Origin of the sequence: Lysinibacter sp. HNR, from assembly GCF_029760935.1 — a bacterium.
Classification (GTDB): Bacteria; Actinomycetota; Actinomycetes; order Actinomycetales; family Microbacteriaceae; genus HNR.
Genome location: NZ_CP121684.1, coordinates 2,348,007 through 2,368,300, shown reverse-complemented (window position 1 = coordinate 2,368,300; position 20,294 = coordinate 2,348,007). Strand labels below are relative to the sequence as shown.

General features: G+C 57.2%; 19 protein-coding genes. 10 read left to right on the top strand and 9 right to left on the bottom strand.

Features of this window, described 5'->3' with window-relative positions:
- Positions 1–162 precede the first annotated feature (162 nt).
- Positions 163–1,035, top strand: coding sequence for a sigma-70 family RNA polymerase sigma factor (locus FrondiHNR_RS10835; RefSeq protein WP_347567101.1), 873 nt, complete (start codon positions 163–165; stop codon positions 1,033–1,035).
- On the opposite strand, the gene FrondiHNR_RS10830 is transcribed toward FrondiHNR_RS10835, so the two are convergent.
- Positions 1,030–2,028: a class C sortase gene (locus tag FrondiHNR_RS10830; protein ID WP_279352778.1), complete on the bottom strand. Its 999-nt coding sequence runs from the start codon at positions 2,026–2,028 to the stop codon at positions 1,030–1,032. The two genes, FrondiHNR_RS10835 and FrondiHNR_RS10830, sit on opposite strands and share 6 nt — an antisense overlap.
- 80 nt (positions 2,029–2,108) lie before the next feature.
- Positions 2,109–3,671, bottom strand: a complete 1,563-nt coding sequence (locus FrondiHNR_RS10825; RefSeq protein ID WP_279352777.1) for a SpaH/EbpB family LPXTG-anchored major pilin — start codon at positions 3,669–3,671, stop codon at positions 2,109–2,111.
- A 309-nt stretch (positions 3,672–3,980) separates the two neighbouring features.
- Between FrondiHNR_RS10825 and FrondiHNR_RS10820 the strand changes: the two genes are divergently transcribed.
- Positions 3,981–5,294, top strand: a complete 1,314-nt coding sequence (locus tag FrondiHNR_RS10820) for a hemolysin family protein (protein ID WP_279354540.1) — start codon at positions 3,981–3,983, stop codon at positions 5,292–5,294.
- On the top strand, positions 5,287–6,336 hold the full coding sequence (locus FrondiHNR_RS10815; protein ID WP_279352776.1) for a hemolysin family protein: 1,050 nt from the start codon (positions 5,287–5,289) through the stop codon (positions 6,334–6,336). Before FrondiHNR_RS10820 ends, FrondiHNR_RS10815 begins: the two co-directional genes overlap by 8 nt.
- Positions 6,337–6,358: 22 nt before the next feature.
- Here the strand turns inward: FrondiHNR_RS10815 and FrondiHNR_RS10810 are convergent, their stop codons facing one another.
- From FrondiHNR_RS10810 to FrondiHNR_RS10790, 5 genes are all read right to left on the bottom strand, one after another.
- Positions 6,359–7,000, bottom strand: a complete 642-nt coding sequence (locus FrondiHNR_RS10810; protein WP_279352775.1) for a hypothetical protein — start codon at positions 6,998–7,000, stop codon at positions 6,359–6,361.
- Between the two features lie 134 nt (positions 7,001–7,134).
- Entirely contained in the window at positions 7,135–8,340 is a 1,206-nt protein-coding gene (locus FrondiHNR_RS10805; RefSeq protein ID WP_279352774.1) for a homoserine O-acetyltransferase, read from the bottom strand.
- A 69-nt stretch (positions 8,341–8,409) separates the two neighbouring features.
- Positions 8,410–9,528, bottom strand: coding sequence for an alpha/beta fold hydrolase (locus FrondiHNR_RS10800; protein ID WP_279352773.1), 1,119 nt, complete (start codon positions 9,526–9,528; stop codon positions 8,410–8,412).
- A gap of 228 nt (positions 9,529–9,756) precedes the next feature.
- On the bottom strand, positions 9,757–10,317 hold the full coding sequence (locus tag FrondiHNR_RS10795; RefSeq protein WP_279352772.1) for a DUF2165 domain-containing protein: 561 nt from the start codon (positions 10,315–10,317) through the stop codon (positions 9,757–9,759).
- 65 nt (positions 10,318–10,382) lie between these two features.
- Positions 10,383–11,711, bottom strand: a complete 1,329-nt coding sequence (locus FrondiHNR_RS10790; RefSeq protein ID WP_279352771.1) for a bifunctional o-acetylhomoserine/o-acetylserine sulfhydrylase — start codon at positions 11,709–11,711, stop codon at positions 10,383–10,385.
- A gap of 204 nt (positions 11,712–11,915) precedes the next feature.
- Here FrondiHNR_RS10790 and FrondiHNR_RS10785 point away from each other — a divergent pair, with 204 nt between their 5' ends.
- The 3 genes from FrondiHNR_RS10785 (at position 11,916) to FrondiHNR_RS10775 (ending at position 14,450) form a co-directional block, all read left to right on the top strand.
- Positions 11,916–12,872, top strand: a complete 957-nt coding sequence (locus tag FrondiHNR_RS10785; RefSeq protein WP_279352770.1) for a DnaJ domain-containing protein — start codon at positions 11,916–11,918, stop codon at positions 12,870–12,872.
- A gap of 132 nt (positions 12,873–13,004) precedes the next feature.
- Positions 13,005–13,751 (top strand): Type 1 glutamine amidotransferase-like domain-containing protein, encoded by a 747-nt coding sequence (locus FrondiHNR_RS10780; RefSeq protein WP_279352769.1) that lies wholly within the window; start codon positions 13,005–13,007, stop codon positions 13,749–13,751.
- Between the two features lie 3 nt (positions 13,752–13,754).
- Positions 13,755–14,450, top strand: a complete 696-nt coding sequence (locus tag FrondiHNR_RS10775; protein ID WP_279352768.1) for a uracil-DNA glycosylase — start codon at positions 13,755–13,757, stop codon at positions 14,448–14,450.
- 14 nt (positions 14,451–14,464) lie between these two features.
- On the opposite strand, the gene FrondiHNR_RS10770 is transcribed toward FrondiHNR_RS10775, so the two are convergent.
- Together FrondiHNR_RS10770 and FrondiHNR_RS10765 are read right to left on the bottom strand one after the other, a co-directional pair.
- Positions 14,465–15,223: a hypothetical protein gene (locus FrondiHNR_RS10770; protein ID WP_279352767.1), complete on the bottom strand. Its 759-nt coding sequence runs from the start codon at positions 15,221–15,223 to the stop codon at positions 14,465–14,467.
- Positions 15,220–16,164, bottom strand: coding sequence for an ATP-binding cassette domain-containing protein (locus FrondiHNR_RS10765; RefSeq protein ID WP_279352766.1), 945 nt, complete (start codon positions 16,162–16,164; stop codon positions 15,220–15,222). Before FrondiHNR_RS10765 ends, FrondiHNR_RS10770 begins: the two co-directional genes overlap by 4 nt.
- Positions 16,165–16,467: 303 nt before the next feature.
- On the opposite strand from FrondiHNR_RS10765, the gene FrondiHNR_RS10760 reads away from it, so the two are divergent.
- The 4 genes from FrondiHNR_RS10760 (at position 16,468) to prpB (ending at position 20,285) form a co-directional block, all read left to right on the top strand.
- Positions 16,468–16,974 carry a hypothetical protein gene (locus FrondiHNR_RS10760; protein WP_279352765.1) on the top strand — a complete coding sequence of 169 codons (507 nt, stop codon included), beginning with the start codon at positions 16,468–16,470 and terminating at the stop codon, positions 16,972–16,974.
- On the top strand, positions 16,971–17,591 hold the full coding sequence (locus FrondiHNR_RS10755) for a hypothetical protein (protein ID WP_279352764.1): 621 nt from the start codon (positions 16,971–16,973) through the stop codon (positions 17,589–17,591). Before FrondiHNR_RS10760 ends, FrondiHNR_RS10755 begins: the two co-directional genes overlap by 4 nt.
- 229 nt (positions 17,592–17,820) lie before the next feature.
- Positions 17,821–19,368, top strand: a complete 1,548-nt coding sequence (locus FrondiHNR_RS10750) for an MmgE/PrpD family protein (RefSeq protein ID WP_279352763.1) — start codon at positions 17,821–17,823, stop codon at positions 19,366–19,368.
- Entirely contained in the window at positions 19,368–20,285 is a 918-nt protein-coding gene (gene prpB / locus FrondiHNR_RS10745) for a methylisocitrate lyase (RefSeq protein ID WP_279352762.1), read from the top strand. Before FrondiHNR_RS10750 ends, prpB begins: the two co-directional genes overlap by 1 nt.
- The last annotated feature ends 9 nt before the right edge of the window (positions 20,286–20,294 follow it).

Below are 20,294 nucleotides of genomic sequence, written 5' to 3'. Positions count from 1 at the left end.
TAACTGCCTATTAGCTTTTGCAGATTGTGTTATTTGCGTAAATTGGGGCCAGCGCGTCACCGTTTTTCTGGGTGATTTTATTGTGCTGGTGTGCACAGACCGTCGGCAGAAACCTGGCAAACCGTAAAGTGCGGGTGAATAGCCGACGCGTTAGGGGAATCTATGCGGCAAGATTCAAGTTTGTGTGCCAATAATTCGATGTGTTGTGATGAACGATCCGATTATGAGCTTATTAGTGCAGCTCAATCCGATTCGTCCCACCTCAATTCCAGCGGGGGGGGGGGGGGGGGCAATAGCTCTTTTTCTCTTCTCTGGATACGGCACTCTGAGTTCGCCGCCAGGGCTGCAAGATCCTTTGTCTCCGCAACTGATGCAGAAGACGTGGTTGCCGAAGCCTTCATGAGAGTTTTTGAACGTATCAGAGCCGGCGGCGGGCCAACGGGAGACTTTCGATCGTATCTCTTCGTGACGATTCGTAATCTTGCAGCGGAGTGGGTGCGCTCTCGGCGAGAATTTACGCAAGCGGATGACCGCTGGGTTGTTGAGTTGGTGGCGGCAACCCCCTCACAATCCGACTCAATCATGCACGAGAGGGCGTTATGGTCTTACCAATCACTCACTGAACGCTGGCAGGAGATTTTACTCTACAGCGAGGTTGAGGGGCTTACGATTTCAGAGATTGCTATAAGAATGGGCATGAGTGCTAACGCTGTTTCGCAATTGGTTTTTCGGGCGCGCGAGGGTCTCCGGGAAGCCTGGATCCAGGCACACGTCTGGGGGCTGAGCGCATATACAGCCAGGACACAATCAGAATGTCGATGGTCAATGGACCGGATGGGTGCGTACGAACGCAATCGCCTGGGGCATCGTGACCGTACCCGATTTAGCGCGCACACCCTGGGATGTCCGAGCTGTGGTGAGGTGCTGACCGTGACCCAGCAGATTGCCTCTCGGCTTCCGCAACGGCGTGGGGGTGGCTCTTCTAGAAAAAATTCTATGGATTCCCCTAGCCACTCGGGGAAAGCTGTGTCATAACTGACCCAGGAGTTCTTCCACCGAGGCCTGATTCCCTGCGGAGAGTTTTTGCTGTGCTGCTGGCTTTGCCGGTTTCTTCGCGCTTCGTGCGGGAGTAAAGAGGAGAACCGCGGCACCGGCGGAGAGTCCCACAAAAATAAGAATCCACCAGGGAAAAGCGCTCTGGTACTGAGCAGAAACAAGCTGCGGATCACCCACGGGGGTGGGGATGCGCTCGCCGCGAATAAGAAGGCGATGGCTATTAATGTGTAGCGGTGTGCACGTAATGAGGGTGAGGTAGTCTTTGCCCGGCGTAATGGTCAGGTTGCTAATGTCGTGGGGTTCAACAACGGTGATCTGGTCAACTCGATAGGTGAGAACCTCGTCAAGAACGGTCACGCTGAAGGTCTCACCCTTTTTAACCCGGGGGAGATCTGTGAACATGCGGGCGTGGGGGAGACCCGCATGGGCGGTAATGACCGAGTGGGTGCCCTCTCCTCCAACGGGTAGCGAGGAACCCAGAATATGCCCGGAACCGCGGTCGAGGGTCTCCATGCTGGTTCCGTGGTAGGTGGGTATGTCCACGTTAATAGAGGGGATACGAACGCGGGCCATCACATCGATGCCCTCCAGGTTTAACTGTTTAAAGTAGTCGTCTGTTACATCGCTGGAGGGGGAAGAAGTATTGTTTGGGAGACTGTAGGGATCACGGAGTTCTCCCTGGGGGAGAGACTCGTTGTAGTCGTGAGCCGCGTCAAGGATGCGCTGTTTTTCATCATTCGGAAGATGCTCCGCGAGGTTTGCAAAAGCGTCGAGGGTGCCTCCCTGCGCAGTATCGGTGAACCAGGTGGCGGCCGTGGGGTAGAGCGTTACAGAGAGGCCAAGAATAGTTGCAAGAAGAAGAGAGATACGCTGCCACAGGGGACTGCGGCTCTGTAATCTGGAGGGGGCGACGGTGCGGCGATGGGTGCGACCGTGTTTGGGTCGTGAAAGTGTGGGCTGTGGGGGTAGCATCTCACCTCCTGAGATTAAAAGACGAGAAGCGCGGGGAACCGTTGGGCGGTTCCCCGCGCTGTATAGGGAAAGTGCAGAGACTACAGGATCTCCGCCGCAGCCTTACGACGTGAACGGATCACCATGAGCGCCACACCCAGAAGGATGACGGTCCCCGCACCATAGAACAGGAGTGCGCTGATAACCGAACCGGTAAAGGGCAGTGTGAAACCACCGTTTGAGGGTGAGTTCTGGACAATCAGCGGCACCTGGGTATCCGCAGTTGAGAGAACCTCAAACGAGATGGGGGCTGCCAGCAGCTCGTAACCGGAGGGAGCCTTAACCTCGGCAAGCCAGTAGAGCCGGTACCCGGTCTCTCCGGGGGCAACAGGGCCTCCGTTTGCCCAGCGTGAGACACGAAGACCCGAGATGGAGGCTACGCCGTTGTTGTCGGTTATCCAGGTATCGGTACCGTTGATACTGATTGGATTGGTGAGAGCCCGCGCATCAGCCTCAGAGGTGAAGACCTGGAACTCAGCTCCCGCAATCAGTCGGCCGTTGTCGGATGCATCAACCTTGTTGATGGTGATTCCGTTGAACTTGGTCACCGGAGGGTTGGGGGTGATACCGGGTCCACCGGGCCCTGGAGGGTTGTCCGGGTCAACCTCGTCTCCGGGCCAGCCGGGGGTGCCCGGCTTGATATCAAAGCTGGGCAGGTTGGGGTAGATGATCGCGGTGTTCTCGATGTCGCCGACCTCAAGAACAATGGTGCTTATCGTGACTAGGATTTCATCTTGGTTGTTTGCGGCAAGCTTGGCGAGTCCGGCGGGAAGAAAGGTGACAACAACGTTGGTACCCGGACCAAAGACATCAAACCCCTGGCTGTTATCGGTGACCAGCTCGTAGTCCACTCCCTCGATGAGGGGGGTCGCACTGTTTTTGAAAGATACCTCGGTGCTCACGTATTCGAGGCGCTCGTCAAGCGGATCAACGATGCGATAACCGTCTAGTGTCTGACTCGGGGGAATTTTACCCGAGATAGTCCAGGAGATGGTGTCACCAACCTTGGTCGCGCCCCCATCTTCAACGATTTTGTCGGGCCCGTCCGCATTGAAGTTTTTGGGGTAGACGTGAACGTTGTACATCCACTCGTTGAGGTTGGTGGGATGGGTCATCGGTATTGTGACCAGGAAGGGGTCAGCAGGAACGTATCCTGCGGGATACATTGTTTCGGTCACCAGATACAGGCCCAGCGGCAGGTTACTAAAAACAGCGTCACCGGTTGCGTTGGTTGTTTGCGAGATTGGTGCTCCCAGAGCGCCGCCCGGGTTTGTGGGGGTACGTCCCGGAAGGGAATTCCAGCCCGCGTTTGTGGTCAGGTCAACACCCTGAACCTGCTGCACCTGGAAGGTTACGCCGCTCATTGGGAGCAGGCCGTTGAGGTCGCCGGGCGCAAGTTCGGTACCGTTGCTCAGGTTGGGTGGTAGCTGATTGTACTCGTCAAACCCGTACTTGTGGATATTTATAGAGCCGAATTTAGTCGGGTCAATGGTTGATGGTTCAGCCGCCGAGGCCAAACCGGTCATGCCGAGAGTGAGCATTGCGCCCGCTGTCAACATCGCGGTGGCGGTACGAACCGCCCAGCGTTTGCCGTGTGACTGCACAGAGTCTCCTTTTGTTTTGTTGGTTGTGTTTCTTGTACCGCCCAGCGTTCGGGAGGCGCGTACGGCGTCTGTGCTGACGCAGAATGTACGGGGGAAACTATGAACCCCGCAGAGGGGATGAGCGAGCTGGTCTGTTTCTTACGGGAGTTGATGGAGTTTTATTGAATTATCTTTGGGTACGGTTTCGAGGGCTTCCATTCAGGAAACATCCCGGTATACTAGTTCTACTTATGGACGACCCTCCTTCTCATAGACCGGTTACACAGCCTCCTCCTCTAATTTCACGAGAGAGTGGTGTGACCGGTGCTAATTGACTTACTTCTGCTCGGTATAGGTTTGGTGCTCACCGTCGGAACCGGATTTTTTGTTGCTTCCGAGTTTGCGCTGGTAAATCTTGACCGAGCTGAACTTGAAGCCCGTCAGGGGCGAGGAGAGGAAGGGCTGGAAAAAACCATTTCCGCCCTCAAGATCACCTCAACTCATCTGTCGAGTGCGCAATTGGGCATTACCCTGACCACGTTGCTCACCGGATACACCATGGAACCTGCCATCAGTCGACTCCTTGCGCAGCCCCTTACCACCCTGGGGCTTCCCGAGGCTTTCCTGCGTCCGGTTTCTGCGACCGTGGGAATCCTGTTTGCCACCCTTCTCTCGATGATTGTGGGCGAGCTTATTCCCAAGAATTTTGCTCTGGCCAGGCCTTTAAGCGCGGCAAAAAAGGTGGTCTCTTTTCAGATCGCCTTTACGGTGGTTTTTAAACCCGTCATTATGCTTCTGAATAACAGTGCCAATGTCGTTTTGCGGATGCTGGGGATTGAGCCGAAAGAGGAGCTCTCTGCCGCGCGCTCGGCCGAAGAGCTCTCATCTTTGGTGCGACGCTCCGCGATGGCCGGACTGCTTGAGGACGATACCGCAACGTTGCTGAGCCGCACCCTGAGATTCAGTGAGCACACCGCAGCCGATGTGATGACCCCCCGTCCGCGTCTGATTGTTGTGCGGCGGGATGATCCCGCCGAGAGCGTGCTGCAGGCCGCGCGTAAAACGGGATTCTCTCGTTTTCCGGTGATCGATGCCGATTATGACGATGTGGTGGGTATCGTCCACGTGAAACAGGTTATTGCGTTACCACGGGAAAAACGCTCGGAGGTTCCCACGGGAGCGCTTCAGGGGAGCGTGCTGCGTGTTCCCGAAACCATGAAGCTCGACGTTCTGCTCGAAGAACTGCGCGGGCGAGGCTATCAGATGGCGGTTGTTGTTGACGAGTACGGTGGAACGGCGGGGGTTGCAACACTTGAGGACCTGGTGGAGGAGCTCATCGGCGAAGTTGATGACGAGCACGACCGTGCCCGCGCGAGCATCGTCCAGAACGGAAGCTACCTCACCTTCCCCGCATCTCTCCGGCCCGATGAGCTTTTTGATCAAACCGGTGTGCGGGTTCCTGATGAGGGGCCCTTTGAAACGGTTGCCGGATTTGTGGTGAGCGAGCTGGGGCGTATTCCGGCCGTGGGCGACACTGTCGTACTGCCTGAGGGAGTTCTGAGGGTTGAGCGTATGGATGGACGTCGCATCGATCGTCTCAAATTTACCCCGGACTCTGGGAAGGAGGTAAGCGATCATGAATGATTGGGCCGGAATCGCATGGCTTTTTGTGCTGCTGGCGGCCAACGCATTTTTTGTTGCCGCCGAGTTTGCCGTGATCTCTGCTCGCCGCTCACAGATCGAGCCGCTTGCCGATCAGGGCAAAAAACGGGCAAAGACGGCGCTCTTTGCCATGGAGCACGCGACCCTTATGCTCGCCACCTGTCAGCTGGGCATTACGGTGTGTTCGCTGCTCATCCTGAACGTTTCGGAACCCGCGATTCATCATCTCCTGGCTGTACCTCTGGAGTTCACCGGGTGGTCCCCCGAGGTGGTCTCGGCAATTGCCTTTATTATTGCCCTGGCCTCGGTATCCTATCTGCACGTGGTTTTCGGTGAGATGATTCCCAAAAACATGTCATTCTCACTGCCCGACAGGGCGGTGCTGCTGCTGGCTCCGCCGCTCGTATTCGTTGCAAATCTGGTGAAGCCTGTGATTGTGTTTCTCAACGCAGTTGCAAACGGTGTGCTGCGCTGGTTTCGGGTTGAGCCCAAGAGCGAGGCCACGAGCACGTTCACGCTTGAGGAAGTTGCCACAATAGTGGATCACTCCACCCGGGAGGGGGTATTAGAAGACAGCACGGGGGCACTTGTCGCGGCCTTTGAGTTCACCACCAAGACGGTGAAAGACGTGGCAGTTCCTCTCGAAAACCTTGTCACTCTTTCTGAAGTGACCGCTACCCCAGCCGACGTTGAGGCCGCCGTGACCAAGCACGGCTTCTCACGTTATGTGCTGGTGGATAATGCCGGTGAACCTCAGGGGTATGTTCACCTTAAAGACGTGATCGACCTCAACGAAGACGAGCATGATGAACCTATCCCGTCCAAGCGAATCCGTCGAATGGTCTCGCTTTTTGCGGGGGCAGACCTCGAAGACGCCCTCGCAAAGATGCAGCAGAACGGCGCGCACCTCGCGAGGGTATTTAACTCCGCGGGCTCAACCACCGGAGTGCTTTTCCTTGAGGATGTTGTGGAGGAGCTTGTGGGCGAGGTTCACGACATCACTCGGCGCGGCAGGTTTAGCTAATTCGACAGCGCTACACAGTGCCTCATCGAGCAGGGTAGCCTTGCCCTAGCGGGTTAGCGGTGACTTCCGTGGCATCCAGTGTAAAGGAAAGGGTACTCGGGGGAATATCTTTGAGTACCGGGATGCCGGTAAAGAGGTCGGGTGTGACTTCAAGACTTCCCGAGACAATACCGGTGCCCTCTGTGAAGGAAGCGTTGATGGTGATTTCTGCGGGCTGAGCGTGTCCGGCAACGCTGAGCGTGCCGTATGCAACGCTGTTGTCGCGGCTCAGGTAGCAGGGTTCGGTGAGGGTGAAGCTGAGTGCGGGGTAGTTGAGTGTTTTGAGCTCTAGCGAGGCGGTGGTGAGAACATCATCCGTTACCGCGATTGTCCCCGTGGCGGATACGTCGAGTGTGACCTGTCGTTCGCTATAGGATCCGCGTGCGCTGATTACAACATCCAGCGAGGTTCCGCTCAGAGAGTAGGGGACGGACTCGGGGACCCTCAGGGTCTTCTGGCCCTCGGCAACAATTTGTGGGCCGGGGCTCTGAACTGACGGAGAGCCGTCATCAGAGAAGAGGGTGAGGTTTGAGATAAAGATCACTGATCCAACGATAAACGCGATCAGCACTGCCCCCACCATAGTAAGAATCATAAAAAGAGAGACACGTAGGCGCTTTGCCATGCTGTTCCTCCAGTGGCTCTAAAATTTCATGGTTCTTGTCGTGCGGGGATCCGGTGACGAACCCTTGAGCCTCAGCGTACTCACAACAGGTGAAAGGAGGGTGTGAGCTACCTGAGGTTTAGCTAAAACATGCCCTAGAGATCGAGAAGTCTAGATAGGTGGCCAGACACGGGCTCGGACTCGATGAGGAAACCGTCGTGACCAAACTCGGAGTTGAGCAGGGCGGGCACCTTACCGTCAATATTTCCGGGCACCCCCGACGCGATGGTCTGCTGCCCCTCAATGGGGAAGAGTCTATCGCTTGGAATCCCCAAGACGAGGGTGGGCATAGTGATCTGGGAGAGGGCCCGCGCAACACCACCCCGCCCTCGCCCCACGTCGTGGGAGTTCATGGCGTTTACCAGCGTGATGTAGCTGTTAGCGTCAAAGCGTCGAGTAAATTTATTGCCGTGAAAGTCAAGGTAAGACTCTACGGCAAACCGTCCGCCTTCGCCGAGAGGGCTCAGAGTGCTCTGCCAGGAACGACTGAAACGGTCGTTAAGCTCCGTGGGACTCCGATAATTGAGCAGCGCTATCCTGCGAGCGAGGGCGAGTCCCTGGTGTGGACCGTTACCGTCGCCCGCATTATAGTAACGGCCGTCTCGAAAAGCGGGGTCAGAGGTGATGGCCTCCAGCTGTACCAGGTTCACAGCGATCTGATCCGCCGTAGTAGCGGGAGGCGCGGCGATGACGGCTAGGCGCTGCACGAGAGAAGCATGCTGTGCGCCCCACTCAAGGGCGTGCATTCCGCCCATGGAACCCCCGATGACGGCGGCCCACGTATCAATCTTTATAGCTTGGGTAAAGGCGAGTTGAGCGGCCACCTGGTCGCGTATTGTGAGGTAGGGGAATCGGGCGCCCCATTCAGCACTATCGGGTGCGAGAGATGCCGGCCCGGTGCTTCCCTGACAGCCCCCAAGAATGTTGGGGGCAACGATAAACCATTTATTGGTGTCGAGGGCCCGGCCCGGCCCGACCAGGTTGTTCCACCAGCCGTTGGTGTGGTGGCCCGCACCGGCAGGACCGCTCAGGTGACTATCGCCGGTGAGCGCGTGGAGCACCAAAATTGCGTTGTCCCTGCTCGGGGTGAGTGTGCCAAAAGTTTCGTAGCTGATGCGTGTGTGGGGAATGGTATCGCCGTGTTCGGTGACGATATCGCCAATATCAACAAATTGTCGGTTCCCAATCGGATCACCGTCGCGCCAGGCTCCCGATGGTGCCGGCTTGCCAAGTAGTGAACGGATCTGCGCATTCGTAATAATCTCCGAGGGGGAGGAGTCTTCGTGAGTTTGCCAATCCATGTCTTGATTCTTGCAGATTCCTCCGCGTCGGAGTGGATTGTTACGAATGCGCTGCCTGTTGGAGTTACGCTATGGATTCACGAAGATTTTTCCCGTTTGCAGATACTCCACCGCTTTCTGCGCGTGAGGCCCCGAGCTGAGTGACCCGTGTGCCCCGTTATCGATCATAAAAAGATGACCACCAATTTTCTGCTGGGCCCGCTGCGTCCACACTGCCGGGGTGACCGTTTCTTTTAGGTGGCCCACAAGCTGGAGCGAACCGTGAGAGTAGCGGGCAGAGATATTACGGGGTTTATGCGGCCATCCGGTGCACGCTGACACCCCGGCAACGGCTGAGCTCAGAGGGTGTGGAGGACGGGATGATCCGGTGCGGGGAAATTCTTGAGCGCGCCTTAAATAGTCTCTCCACTGTTGTTGCGCGTCTGAAGCATCGGAATAGGCATTGCAGGTGATCGTCGACCGGGTCACCGGATCAAAGATCTTATAGTCTGGTAGTGCAAACCCGGGAGAATCGTTAGTTTTATGGGCTTCAAAGGCTTCCCGTGCTTGAGCAATATCGTCCAGCGACGATCGAGCGTCCCCTGAGATGTCGGTAACACTGTCCAGAAGCATCCGCTCGATGTGTTGCGGAAATTGAGAACGGAACTCAATGCCTAACTCAGTTCCCCACGAGACTCCGAAATAACTCACCTTATCTAATCCCATCGCCTCGCGGATCGTGTTCATATCCCGCGCAGCGTTCTGAGTGGTCAACGCGCTAAAAAAATCGGGATCCTCAGCAACACAGTCGATATTGGCCCGTGCAATAGTCTCACTAAATGCAGAGGCGGCGGCCTGATCAAAATCGGCAATCTCAGGGATGTCAAGGTTATGAAGCGAATTACAGGTCACCGAAGTGCTACCGCCTGTGCCCCGCACGTCTATTCCCACGAGGGTGTGCGTGCGCGTAATGTCAGCCATTGCGCTCGCTTCGATAGCTCGTGGTAGTGTACGTCCCTCCAAGCCCGGGCCGCCGGGGTTGGTAAAGATAACACCCTGCTCGGGGCCCTGCGCTTGAATCCTGCTTATCGCAATCGAGACTTTCTTACCGTTTGGATCCTCATAGTTTAGGGGAACCTCTACCTCAGCGCATTGAAAACGATCAGAGACGTTCTCGAGCGGCGAGGGGAGGCCGATAAGCTGAAACATGTCCTGTACATCTTTCTTGAGTGCCGAACAATCGTTCCAAACAGTCTGAGACCTTTCTGGAGAAGACCCCTGGGCAGCGATAGATATCCCCTGGGTGCAAACGGATAGGAATAATACTAAACCGGTTCCCAAGGATGCGGTGACTAACTTTTTCATGCTCTCAATTACACCTGAGCGCGCTTAAAAAGAAATCCTACCCTGGTACTAAGGCGGTGTGGTCCGTTCCGGCTATCCCTGCGGTGTTTGCCCCCAGCGTTCCGAAGGTAGGTTGACAAAGACCAGGGCAAAGGACGCCACGGTCAGGTAGCGCAGGGCTGAGTCGAGTCCGTTTTCGGTCGTGGAGCGCCACATCTGGAACCATTCGCCGCCAATCGCAATAAAGCCGGCACCAAAGATAAGGATAACTAGCAGGAGTCCTACGTTTGACCAATTACGCGCTGAACGGAACGTGTCTTTTCCGAATCCGCGTAACCACTTGAGGGTTGCAATAATAAGAATCACGGCTGCGGTAGTTTCAGCCACAATAATTCCAACGTATGCGGCAACCTGCAGGGGCTGGTAGTTAATCGCGTGCCACATCACATTCGGATCCAGGTCAACACCGGGGTTCTGCCCGAAATTTGTGGTTTCCATTCCCAAGACGCCGTGAACAAAACTCCAGTTTGTGTTGTAGTCGGTGATATTGCCGAAGGCAACGAGCAGGAGGATAAGAGCGTTAATTCCGGTAAAAACTGTGGCTACAAGCGGAAGTCCGTTCCACCGTTCTCCTCTTCGCAACTGTGTTTCCATGATGCTCACACCCTTTTAAAGTTGGTTCCGTTGGATAACACACTAATACTAAGTCGCTGGAGTATCTAGATGTTAGAGCGTTCTGCCGCTACCACCTTTCGGGCTGCCGCGAGGCCGTGTTCCAGGTCGGCCTTAAGATCGGCGACGTTTTCGATGCCGACCGAGAGTCGCACCAATCCGGGTGTGACACCGGTGGTGAGCTGCTGCTCTGGGGTGAGCTGGGAGTGCGTGGTGGAGGCCGGGTGTATGACGAGGCTGCGCACATCACCAATGTTTGCCAGGTGGCTGAAAAGGCTGAGGTTATCGACCAGGGCGCGACCGGCGTTAACACCCCCCTTAAGCTCGAAGCTCAGCACGGCTCCGACTCCCTTGGGCGCGTACTTGCCAGCGGCCTCGTACCAGGGGCTTCCGGGCAGTCCCGAGTAGTTGACGCTGGCGATGTCGGGGTGCTCATCCAACCACTCGGCTATCTCCTGCGCGTTTTGAACGTGTCGCTCGATACGGAGCGAGAGGGTTTCGATTCCCTGGATGAGCTGCCAGGCGCTGGTCGGTGCGATTGCCGCCCCCAGGTCGCGGAGTAGCTGTACGCGCGCCTTGATGATGTAGGCCACACTATCGCCGTGAACCCCCGTGTAGCTTACGCCGTGATAGGAGGGATCTGGTTCGGTGAGTTCGGGGAATCGTGAAACGTGTTTGGACCACTCGAACTTTCCACCGTCGACAATAACACCACCCACGGTGGTTCCATGACCGCCGAGGAACTTGGTGGCGGAATGGACCACGATGTCGGCGCCGTGCTCAAGCGGGCGAATGAGGTAGGGGGTTGCGATGGTGTTGTCTACGATGAGGGGAAGGCCCGCAGAGTGTGCCACCCGAGCGACCTTCTCGATATCAAGAATATTGATCTTGGGGTTTCCGATTGTTTCTGCAAAGAAAAGCTTGGTGTTGGGGCGGATTGCTCGACGCCACTCGTCTGCATCATCCTGGTTCTCCACAAAAGTGGCCTCGATACCCAGCCGGGCAAGAGTGTATTTAAAAAGGTTGTAGGTACCACCGTAGATTGAACTGGAGGAGACGATGTGGTCACCCGCCCGGGCGATATTCAGAACCGCATAGGTTTCGGCGGCCTGCCCCGAAGCTACAAGCAGAGCCCCGCTGCCACCCTCAAGTGCGGTGACTCGCTCCTCCACGACGTTTTGTGTGGGGTTTTGAATGCGGGTGTAGATATTTCCCGCTTCGGCGAGCGCAAAGAGGTTCTTTGCGTGATCCGAGTCGTTAAAGACGTACGAGGTGGTCTGATAGATCGGTGTCGCCCGTGCATTGGTGGTGGGGTCGGGCTTTGCGCCGGAGTGTATCTGTTTGGTCTCAAAGTTCCAGTTGGGCTGATCGGTCATGTTCAGGTCCTTGCGGTAAATATTAGGTGGTGTTTCGTGTTGAGCTTATGTTTTCCCCTCGATCGTTGCAAAAGCTAAAGACACACGGGGTAATAAGGAAACAGTGCCGTTTTGCGCTAACGAGGTGGATGCTACTCCAAAATTTTGAACGATGGTGTGAAACGATAGATAGGGATACACGCAACTGAGCCCGGAAAGGAAGCTATGGAAGAGCATCGGAACACGATAACCGATGCCGCTTCCGCAACACCGTACGAGGTGCTGGGGGTTCTGGCCACGGCCTCAGCCGAGGAATTGCGGCGCGCCTATCGTGTGGCTCTCAGGACAACGCATCCGGATGTTGGGGGCTCGGCAGAACGGTTTCGCGCGGTTCAGGCGGCGTGGCGGCTGGTGGGGGACGAGCAGAGTCGCAGGGCTTACGATAGCGGTCTTGGCTTCGCTACGGAGCGTGCCGCGTCACGGGAGTCCGGCGGGGCGGAGGGGTTACGCGCACGCTCATTCGGTTTCCCCGCTGGGGAGGGTTACTTTCGATACACCTCGTGGATGCTTCGGTGGGCGGAAACGGAGGAGGGAAACCTGCTGGCCCGTCGCCTAGGGTATGAGCTTACCGAGGAGTCTGTCTATGAGTCGCAGGTGATCCGGTCGGCACCGCTGCGTGCGCGCCGCCTCTTCGCGAGCGCTCAGGCGGCCGAGGGCACCGCACAGGTGCTGTCCGCTTTGGGAATGGGATTTACCGTCTGGCACGACGTTGCCGCGGGTAGTGGCGTGATTGATCACGTGGTGTTGGGTCCTTCCGGTATTTTTGCGATGGACTCGCGGGACTGGGGGAGTGAGGTGCGGCTGGTGCGTGACGAGTTGCGGGGTGAGGGACTTGACGATAACGAAAGGGTTGTGGCGTCGCTTGCAAAAAACACGCGGCGTCTCGCCCGGGAGTTGGGGATAACGTTTACCGCTGTGGTTGTTGTGGTACCCGACTCGGCTCTGCCCGGTGTTGCCGCCGAAGCCACCCGGGGACTGAATCCCGCGGGGGTTGTGGTGCGGAAATCCGTGCTGCCTCAGCTCATGCGTGAGGGTTTGGGCGGTGTGGAGCGCACCGGCTTGAGCCGTTTGTACGAGTATCGTGCCCGGCTTCGACAGGGGATACGGCACACGCAGAGGTGAGACTGGTGCGTTTGTGGTGGTGCGCGCTTGGGGTTCCCGGTGGCGAATGTCCGGGAGCGGGTAGGGATACTATGGCGGCTCACGCGGGAAAACAAAGTCGGATGGCACGGGCAACAATAGTAAGGTGATCGGGTGAGCATTTTCTTGGTGGGTAGCAGCGAGATGAGAGAGTTCGGAGGTGCCTCCGACGCTGTCGCGGAGTTTGTGGGGGAGGCTGCGCAGGTTGCCGCCTTCCGGGAGCGGGCTCTGGGTCCCCGCATAGCCATGATTATCGTGCACGAGGGTGATGCCGAGAATCGGGTGCGGCACCTGGAGGGCATCCTTCGTCAAGCGGTGTCTGATGCGAAGTTGCCCGATGCCCGTTTCATCTCTGTTTTGGTCGCCGAGGGCGAGGCCGTAGCGGTTGACCTTTTAGAAGATGTTGATGCGGTTGTTGTGGCCGGAGGGCTCACTCCCGCGTACCGAAAGGCGCTTCATTCGGGGGTGGAACAGATACGTGCGCTGGTCTCCGACGGTGTACCGTACCTGGGATTTTCCGCCGGTGCCCAATTGGCTGCAGAGGCCGCGATGATTGGGGGCTGGCGAATCGGTGGTGTTCCCGTTGTGTCACAGCGTTTTGCGGAGGGTCTTGATGAGGTGAGCGTGGCTCAGGGCATCGGGCTGATCGATATTACGGTTGACGTTCACGCCGCGCAGTGGGGGACTCTCACCCGCCTGATTGCCTCGGTGGAAGCCGGTCTGATGGAGACGGGAATCGCGATTGATGAAAATACCGCGCTGGTGGTGGGTCAGGGTGCCCTGCGTGTTATCGGTGATGGTAGCGTGTGGCGTGTACAGCAGAGTGACAGGGGCGTTCTCGTCTCAAGCTTAGGAGTGTAGTCAATGCCCATGACGCTTCCCCAACTAGCGGATGCCGGATTTATTACGCCCGATTGGGCGCAGGCGCTCGAACCCGTTGGCTCACAGATTGCTGCTATGGGCGATTTTCTGCGTCGGGAGAGGGCGCAGGGGCGTGACTATCTTCCGGCGGGTGACAAGATTTTGCGGGCGTTTAGCTATCCGCTTTCCGAGGTGAAGGTTCTGATCGTGGGGCAGGATCCCTACCCCACGCCGGGACATCCGATCGGTCTTTCCTTTGCGGTGGATCGTCATGTGAGGCCGGTGCCGCGCAGCCTCAACAACATTTATCAAGAAATGCGAGATGACCTGGGGATTAGCACCCCCGCTCACGGCGACCTCACCGAGTGGAGTGAGTCCGGAGTGATGCTCCTCAACAGGGTTCTCACCGTGCAGCCGGGGCAGGCAGCCTCGCATCGCAAGAAGGGGTGGGAGGCCGTAACCGAGCACGCCATCCGTGTTCTGGTGCAGCGTAACCGGCCGCTTGTGGCGCTACTCTGGGGGCGGGATGCGGCCTCTCTTATCCCGATGCTGGGTAACACCCCAGTGATCGAGAGTGCCCACCCGTCGCCGTTATCCGCCTCGCGAGGGTTCTTCGGGTCCAAACCTTTTAGTCGGGTTAACGCCCATCTTGAGGCGTTGGGGGTGGACCCGGTGAACTGGGCGCTGAGTGACGATTAGGCCGGTGGCGGTGCCTAAGCGGGAGGGAATCTCTCGTTTTTTGGGCGAATCGCGAGGGGCCTGATCGGTGTATTGCCGATGATCTTGGCGTAGCGGAGCATTCCGAGCCCGGAGACCAGAAATGCAAGGATAACCGCAATAATCCAGTAGTTTTGCGCAAAGCCTGTATTCAAGAGAAAGCTTAGGATGACCGGCAGGAGACAGAGGGGTGCGCTGAGCCAGGTTTGCCAGGTTCTCCCCCACCGCAGGATGATGGCTCCCAGGAGAAGGCCGCTCACCCCCGCGCCGAGGAAGCCGGGGAATGTCATAAATCCCGTGATCAGGTAGGAACTCATCTGATCCGGGGAAATGTTGAGGGGCTGGTCGTTGAGATGCGGAACGATGCCCGACCTACTCGACACGAGCGCGACTTCGAGCGCAAGCAGTGTGAGCAGCGCGGCGGTGTTCACCAGGGTTGTAGTGGCGAGGGTCAAAAGAGTCGCCCTGATATAAGACTTGCGTGTGCCCCCTGCAACCAGGAGGGGCACAAAAGCTCGGATGCTCGTGATGAGGCTCAGAACAAGGGGAAACCAGACGGTTGCACTGCGGGTGAGGGAGACGAGCGAGTATTCACCGCTCAACTGATCGATGGACATAACCTCCAGAACAATGATGAGGAGGGCATAGGTAAGCCAGAACCCGGCGAGGAGTGGCCAGCTTGCGCCCAGTGTGAGGCGGCGGGCGACGCTCACGGGTGTTGGTGTTGGAGTGGAGTGTCGGGAGGTTGTGTTCACGGCTTCTCTCCCCGAGTTTTGGCCTGGTGGGTGCGCTGGTTCGTGGGAGTGGGCTGGTCAGTGAGACGGGTGATGATGCGAGAGAGCGGCACCGCTGTGCGGGTGAGTCCTATTCGCTTTGCGCGGATGCTCGTCTCAACGCTGATAGAGCCAAGAACGGTGACGGAGTATGAATCTCCCTTGTGCTGACGGGCCATGATGGCTTCCTGAGGAATCCGCTCGGTGATCTCGTTAACGGCGGTTCTTGACCCTACAAAGGTGCTTGCCCTTTCCCGTAGTGTGCCGATGTCTTCGCTGAGGAGTATGCGGTTTTTATGCAGGAGGGTAATGCTGGTGCAGAGCTGTTCGGCCCTGTTATCGAGGGCGCCCGCAAGTACAACGGTTCTGGGGTGCGCGGCGTAGTCCCGCTGAAGTTCGGTGTAGAAGAGGTCGCCTGTGGAGGTGTCCAGCCCCCGGTAAACCTCGTCGAAGAGAGTCACGGGTGCCCTGCTGGCAAGCCCGAGGAGGAGCGAGGCGGTAAAGCGCTGTTTGAGGGTCAGCCGCATCATCTTTTTGCGTGCGTCGATGCCAAAACTATCCATGAGCGCAAGCGCATAGTGTGAGTCAAATGAGGGGCGCAGCTGCGCCATGAGGCGAACACTGTCGAGCGTCCTTTTCTCGCGCACGAGATCTTCCGGGCCGCGTACCAGGTGAATGCGTGGGGCGAGACGTGAGCTATCAAAAGGGTCTTCCCCGTGAATCTTGACCTGCCCGTGCGTGGGGCGCTGAAACCCGGCCAGTACCGAGAGTAGCGTGCTCTTACCCGTTCCGGCGTGGCCAACAACTCCACAGATGGTATTTGGGCTGAGGTCGAGGGTGGCGTCGGTGAGCGCAATCTTGGTGCTGTACCGTGAGCCGTAGGTGACCCCGAGTGTGTGGGTCTGGATACTCAGGCCTGTCACGGATTCTCTTTCACGTACGCGGAAATCTGGACTCCTCAAGGATAGCGCAGCCTGGAGGCTGAAGATATGTCCGCTTCGCAGCTATTGCGAGGCGAACTTACTGGAGAAGATTCTTTGTGTATCTCACTAAAAAGGTTTCGTTGATTAGCTTGTATTTGTTTAGTGACAATGGTTATTATTTGAGTGTATATTGATATTGAGTATGGTTATCTATGTGACCTGAGGTAGCGCTGCCAATTCATTGCGGTCATTGCAAAAAAGACCGCGGTATCCCTTTTGGTAATAACGATAAGGAAGTCTTTAATGAGTGGTTACAAGCGCAAAATGGTTCTCGGTAGTTTGATTGTGGGCATCATAGCGTCCACAAGTATTTTTGGTGCGGCGCCGACGAGTGCAAAGGTTGGTGACTCTCAACCTCAGCCCGCTGAGGGTTTAATTTCGGCGCGAATGCCGGTGACCTCTGAGGGGCAGGACGGTCTTTCTGCGCATGAGTACAGCCCGGAAGAACTCGATCAGATGGGGGGTGATCCCCGTGTTCTTGAGTATTGGACTCCGGAACGTATGGACAGTGCTATACCGCTAGAGTCCCCGGTGAGTGTCGAGACCGTGGGCGAGGAAGCGAAAGTCCCAGAGAACGACTATGCTGCACCGAGGGCTTCTGACGGGGATGCGGCTATCGAGCCGCTTATCGGAAAGGCGGCGGTCAAGCCGGGAACAGCGCCCTCCGCGGACTTCTCACGGACAAACGGGAAAGTGTTCTTCAGGGACCCCAAGACTAAAAAAATTATTCTTGCTCGGCATCGGCTATGAACAGCCTCTCAAAGCGTCTTGTGGCCACTGCTGCGCACTGTGTGCACGGTGGTGCAGGGAGAGACTGGCATGAGAACTGGGCGTTTTTTCCTGGTTATCAGGGCCCTGGCACGGGCGATGACACCGCTCCCTACGGAGTCTATAACGGGGTATCTGCTCTGATCTTTGAGGAGTGGCTGAAAATGGAGGAGGGGGCTAGTAGATTGACACATTACGATGTGGCTTTTATGACAACTCATCTCAACCCTCACGGTTCTCGATTGGTGGATGAGGTCGGGGGACATGGACTGTGGAATGGCGGATCTTACCCATTTAATGCCACTGTGTTTGGATACCCTCAAAAGCTTGATAACGGTAATCGGATGCGCGTATGCAAAAAGGGCACCTATTTGACGTGGTCCTTCCTCGCATACTTTTATCCGACGGTTTACTGTAAAGGCTTTGGGCTTGGTGCCTCTGGCTCTCCTTTTCTTCACAAATACGACCCCAGCACAGGCCTTGGATATATAAGAAGTGTGCTTAGCGCTGGGCCCGAATCTGATCTTGATATCTCCTACGGTGTGTTTTTTGACTCTCGTGTGGTGGACGACCTTCTTGGTGGTCCGGTAAACCCTTAAACGTTGCGGGTGCGGTTGGGTTGCAAGTTGTGTAATCCTCAGTATGTTTGATGCGAGAGAACCGGGTGGGTGCGTCAGCGATCTGCTGATTATCGTTTGTTGTCCCGGTTGCCGTAGGCGGTCGGGCTGTGAAATGCTGTTTATGCGTTTATAAGATGAGGTCAACGGAAAGACATCGTTTATCTCGTGCACAGCCCGACTGTCCGTGTTTCAGCACGAAAGGAACCCGATGACCACGATGCACTCCGTTCGTGTCTACAAGAGCGAAGAATCTCTGCCCCGCGAGGAGCAGCTTGCCTGGAAGATAGCCCTGGTGGCAGCGGACCCGGTAGAGGTGACCGCCGAGGTTACGGAAATGATCATTAACCGGGTTATCGATAACGCCGCGGTGGCGGCGGCTTCCCTCGTGCGTGCCCCCGTGGCTACTGCCCGTGCGCAGGCGCTGAGCCACCCGTCGAGCAGTGGTGGTGCGGGAGCCACCGTTTTTGGCGAGTCTCCCCGCACCCGGGTTTCTCCCGAGTGGGCTGCCTGGGCCAACGGTGTGGCGGTGCGTGAGCTCGACTATCATGACACCTTCCTGGCTGCGGATTACTCGCACCCGGGTGACAATATTCCTCCGATAACCGCGGTGGCCCAGCACCTTGCGATCGGTAAAAACCTCACCGGTCACGACCTAGTTCGCGGAATTGCAACCGGTTACGAGATCCAGGTTGACCTGGTGAAAGCTATCTGTTTACACAGACACAAGATTGATCACGTGGCCCATCTGGGTCCCAGCGCGGCGGCCGGGATAGGGACCCTCCTCGGGCTTGATGCCGAGACCATCTATCAGGCTGTGGGGCAGGCTCTACACACCACAACGGCCACTCGGCAATCGCGCAAGGGGCAGATCAGCACGTGGAAAGCCTACGCTCCGGCTTTTGCGGGAAAGATGGCCGTTGAGGCCGTGGATCGTGCCATGCGGGGAGAAACCAGCCCCACCCCCATCTACGAGGGGGAGGACGGTGTGATTGCGTGGCTGCTTGACGGTCTCGACGCCCGCTACGAGGTTCCGCTTCCGGCCCTGGGGGAGGCTAAACGCGCCATCCTCGACACCTACACTAAGGAACACTCGGCTGAGTACCAGGCGCAGGCCTGGATCGACCTCGCGCGCAAGCTTCACCGCGAGTATCCTGAGCTTGCCGGAGCGTTGGCCGAGAAATCCGTGCAACGGGTGGTCATCCGCACCAGTCACCACACGCACTACGTCATCGGGTCGGGTGCACAGGACCCTCAAAAGTACGATCCCACGGCCTCCCGTGAGACCCTTGATCACTCGATTCCCTATATTTTTACCGTCGCGCTGCAGGATGGTTTCTGGCATCACGTGGACTCCTACACCCCCGAGCGTGCGGCACGGCCGGACACGGTTGCGCTCTGGCAGCGGGTTGTGACGGAGGAGGATCCCGAATGGACCAGGCGCTATCACTCCCTTGACCCGCAGGAGAAAGCGTTTGGCGGCTCGGTTGAGATTGTTCTATTCGATGGCACGGTCATCACCGACGAGATTGCCGTGGCCGACGCACACCCGCTGGGTGCCCGGCCTTTTGCCCGGGAGCACTACGTGGCTAAGTTCCGCACGCTCTCCGAGGGCGTTTTGGAGTCCGCAGAGATCGAACGTTTTCTGAACACTGCTCAGCGTCTTCCTGAGCTTCGGGGAGAAGAGCTTGAGGGGCTCACTATCACCGGTACGTCGGGGCTGCTTTCCGCCCACTCCGCTTCGAAGGGGCTTTTCTAGTGCTGTACACAGAGGTAACACCCGACCAGAAACGGGTGCATTTCCGCGAGGCCCTGGCTTCGGGCAAGCTCTTGCGCGTACCGGGAGCCTTTAACCCACTGAGCGCACGCTTGATCGAGCAGAAGGGGTTTGAGGGGGTATACATCTCGGGGGCGGTGCTCTCCGCCGATTTGGGCCTGCCGGATATTGGCCTGACGACCCTCACCGAGGTTGCGGGGCGCAGCCAGCAGATCGCCCGGATGACCAATCTGCCCGCGCTGGTGGATGCCGATACCGGCTTTGGCGAGCCCATGAACGTGGCTCGCACTGTGCAGACCCTGGAGGATGCGGGGGTGGCCGGTCTCCATATCGAGGACCAGGTGAATCCTAAGCGTTGTGGACACCTCGACGGCAAGCAGGTTGTGGACGAAGAAACTGTGCTTAAACGCATTCGTGCGGCCGTGCAGGGACGCCGTGACCCCAACCTGGTGATCATGGCTCGCACGGATATCCGTGCAGTTGAGGGAGTGGACGCCGCTATTGCGCGGGCTCAGGCGATGGTGGATGCCGGAGCGGATGCGATATTTCCCGAGGCAATGCGTGACCTTCGCGAGTTCGAGGCGATTCGTGCGGCAGTTGACGTTCCTATCCTTGCCAACATGACCGAGTTTGGGAAGAGCGATCTTTTTACAACCGGTCAGCTTGCGGATGTGGGGGTCAATATAGTGATCTATCCCGTGTCTCTACTGCGGCTGGCTATGGGCGCCGCGGAGCGTGGACTCGATACCATTACGGACACCGGGAGCCTCAATCCGCTGTTGGGTGAGATGCAGCACCGCTCAGAGCTTTATGACCTTCTAGACTATTCCGCATATAATGCATTTGACGATAATATTTTCAACTTCACGTTAAACCCACACGCGCAGGATTATCAATAGCGGCTAGCT